Below are 3,555 nucleotides of genomic sequence, written 5' to 3'. Positions count from 1 at the left end.
TCCGGCACATGCAGCGGAGTCAAACAGAAACTATTGGGCTTGTGCTCAATGGGGAAGCCCTTGTAGTACGATTTTGTCCGTTTTCTCTATCGACCCCATATGCATCAGTAGTGGAACCATTTATGTCCGATCGCCAACTCATGTCCAATTGCCGAAGCCGGAACAGTTCGCAACCATGAGATCAGGAGTGGAGAGTCTATATGCCGGGTATCAACGGAGCAGGACCATCAAATTTTTTTTGGCAGTGGCGCACAGACGGCGAGCCAGTAACTGAGCGCGAACATGACTCCAGTCGCAGTGCCAGCTCGGCGAACAGTCCGGAGTTGCCGCCGCCCGCATCTCCTGCGGAATCCGGACGCCAGAGGTTGCTACGATCCAGCGCGTTGTCGCGGCAAACCAGAGAATGGCTGGAGGCAACGCCTGCCCGTGTCCAAGGCGCCAATCCGCCCGCAGAAGCCAGGCAGTCGCCTGAGGCACAACAGGCAGATCGCATCGTTCAGGAGTTGGTCAGGGGAGGCGCTGATCTTAATAATGTTCGCACCATGCTCAGAAATGTAATGGATAACAACGCCGTAGCTTTTTCTCGAGTCGAACGGGATATCTTGCTTCAACATTTTCCTAACATGCCTATGACTGGAATCAGCAGCGACTCGGTGCTCGCTAACGAGCTCCGGCAGAGGCTTCGTCAAACGGTCCGCCAACAAAGAGCTTTGGTACAATCGTCAACGCCTGCCCGCCTCGCAGACTCATCATCAGGAAGCAGCCAGCGTTCGTTAATTGGGCGGTCCACTATGTTGATGACACCGGGCCGAAGCTCGTCTTCGAGCGCGGCGGCTTCTAGAACATCGGTCGACAGGCATCCTCAAGGCCTGGACCTGGAATCAGCACGCCTCGCCAGTGCTGCGAGGCATAATCATAGTGCCAACCAGACTAACGAAGCACTGCGCAGATTGACTCAAGAGGGAGTGGACATGGAGCGCCTGCGCACCTCTCTTGGTCGCTATATTATAATGTCGCTTGAACCGCTACCCCCAGATTTGAGGCGCGCGTTAGAAAGTGTAGGCATTAATCCCTTTATACCAGAGGAGTTGAGCTTGGTGGATCACCCCGTGTTGAACTTCAGTGCTGCGCTGAACCGCATGCTCGCTTCGCGTCAGACCACTACGAACAGTCCGGAATTGCCGCCGCTCGCATCTTCTGCGGAATCCGGACGCCGGAGGCTGCTACGTTCCCCACCGTTGTTGTCTGGCCAAAGAGAATGGATTGAGCAGAACATGCGGCAAGGAGCAGAGCCTCAATCCTCACGCCTCAATAGGGCTGTAAGATTGGCGGTGATGCCACCGCAGAAGGAAAATGAAGATAATGTGGCTTACGCAATACGCTTGCGTAGACTGAACCCGGGTGCGGATGTAAGTAGGGTAGTTGCATCCTTTATAACTGACCCGGCGGCTCGACAGCAAGTTGTGGATGATATCCGCGCAGCCTTGGATATAGCTCCACAATTTAGTCAATTGCGTACAATCTCGAAGGCAGATGCTGAATCTGAAGAGTTGGGTTTCAGAGATGCGGCAGATCACCCCGACAACGCGACGTCCTGCCTTTTTGGTGAAGAGTTGTCACTGAGTAATCCGGATCAGCAGGTAATCGGTCTAGCGGTTAATCCGACGGATAAGCCGCAGCCTTACAGCCAAGAGGTAAACAAGGCTCTTACATTCATGGATATGAAAAAACTTGCCCAATACCTGGCAGACAAGCCCGAGCATCCGCTGAACAGACAAAGGCTTGATGCCAAAAATATCGCTAAGTACGCTTTTAAAATTGTTCCATGACCGTCAGCGTTTTTCAAGAGAGCATCGGTCGCCAAGGCGAAATCCGTGATCGGACCACTGAGGGTCAACATTACCGTATTGCCGACCTGCATTTGCTTGCGGCGGTCATCAACGGTATATCTCGGTCGTGCGGTCACAGAGCGGCGAAATGAAGGGCTTGATGCATAGGAATTTCAAAATGCCTATGCATCAGGCTGACGCTATGAAGGAGGCGTCATGCCTTCATAGCGATGCGTAGTAAGACGCTGATGCGTTACTTATGCAGTGCAAATACCTATAAATAAGCGTTAACGCAGGTTATGTAANACACAGTTTATTTTACCGCTGAGCCTAGGTGCGGACGCACCTTCCCCCTGTCAGGGCTTCACGTACCTCATCTGCGCGATCGCCTGAGCGTTGAGGATCAGTCCCAGCACCGTCAGCCCGCTGAATTGCCGCCGTGTATATCATCCGCGCGCCACACAGCCACGCAACGGAGNTCGGCGCAAAATACAGCTTTGATACCGCTCCTGGCGTCGCCATCTTCAGTGCTTCATAGACCTTTGGCAGGTACTGCCCGCAGACCCGATTGGCCAGAAAACCAAAATACCGGATCATCCGGAAATGCTTCTCCGGGATGTGCTGCACCACCCGGCGCAGCATGTCGGCCTGGCTTAGCGTTTCCTGCTGATAGGTCTGCGTGCGGTGATCCAGGTAGGTGAAGCTCAACGTGGCCCCGCAGGTGTAATGCGCCAGACGACTGCCCGAGATCGGCGGTTTTTTCAGGTAGCGGCCCAGGTAATTGACGGTCTTTCGCCCGTTTTTCGTCTTCTTCGACAAGTGGATGTGCCAGTGCTGACCACCAGCGTTGAGCACAAGGTGACGCCAGTCATTTTCGCTCTGCAGATGAGCGTTTTCAGGTGGGACAGTGGTGTGCTCCCACTGACTGAGCAGGTACTGGCGTACATTCCACATCCAGCGTCGACGCAAGGCTGATGGATGAAACGACAGATCTTTCCATACACCTGCGTCATCGATTCCACCCAAGGTGACCGAGACATGGATGTGTAGGTGCCAGTTAAGTCGCCGGCCTTAGGTGTGAATGGCGCATAAAACACCCACCTCCACGCCCCGGCGTCGGCCCGCATAGAGCAGGTTGTCGACGGCCAGGCGACACAAGGCATCGAGCCAGTGACGGTTATGAAAGAACAGCGGCCACAGGGTTTCAGGCAATGTGAACACCAGGTGTTGCCAGGTACACTCGGGTAAGCGGTGCTGTTGATTGGCGATCCACTGATCGGTAGCCTTTTTGCCGCAGGATGGACAGGCGCGGCAACTGCAGGTGTTGCAGAGGTATTTGACGTGCGGGCAGCTGTCGTTGCCGCAGGTGTAGTGTTTGACGCCCAGGATCGAGGTGCCGCAGGCCAGCATTTTGCTGACGGACTCGACTTCGATGTCGCGCAAGCCGCCCTCCTCGAGGAGGTGTGCCTAGCATTGATTGGCGGTGAAGAGGTTTTTGAGCGGTCGAGGTGTGTAGGCTGGATTCATCTGAAGCAGCGGCGGTGGGTAAGCAGGCTTCATGATGATCAATAACGGGCCTCATGACAAAGCTCAAATCCATGTTTCTGCTGCTATGCGATCGCAAGAACGGGCGATTTGCAGCCGCAGGCTGCCCTGTTCTAGAGACTGTCAGAAATTTTGTGTTCGGGCATAACATGTAGCTAGAGGTGCATGTATGCCGACCAAA

Annotated in this window: 1 protein-coding gene and 1 pseudogene; one reads left to right on the top strand and one right to left on the bottom strand. The window is 54.4% G+C overall.

Translation table 11 applies throughout. The annotated features are described in order from the left end of the window. Positions 1–200 precede the first annotated feature (200 nt). The gene (gene hopAB1 / locus AO277_RS11895) at positions 201–1,829 is read left to right on the top strand and encodes a type III secretion system effector protein HopAB1 (RefSeq protein ID WP_044320005.1); all 1,629 of its coding nucleotides are present in this window, start codon (positions 201–203) and stop codon (positions 1,827–1,829) included. A gap of 356 nt (positions 1,830–2,185) precedes the next feature. On the opposite strand, the pseudogene AO277_RS11885 reads toward hopAB1, so the two are convergent. Continuing rightward, a pseudogene (locus AO277_RS11885) lies at positions 2,186–3,272 on the bottom strand (IS91 family transposase). Positions 3,273–3,555: the final 283 nt, after the last annotated feature.

It is taken from the genome of Pseudomonas amygdali, from assembly GCF_002699855.1.
GTDB lineage: Bacteria > Pseudomonadota > Gammaproteobacteria > Pseudomonadales > Pseudomonadaceae > Aquipseudomonas > Aquipseudomonas amygdali.
Note: the sequence above shows the minus strand (reverse complement) of the source record. Positions and strands in the feature narration are given on the sequence as shown.

Bases quoted from the DNA above. Each gene is read 5' to 3' on its own strand.
- hopAB1 (WP_044320005.1), top strand. From the start codon at position 201: ATGCCGGGTATCAACGGAGCAGGACCATCAAATTTTTTTTGGCAGTGG.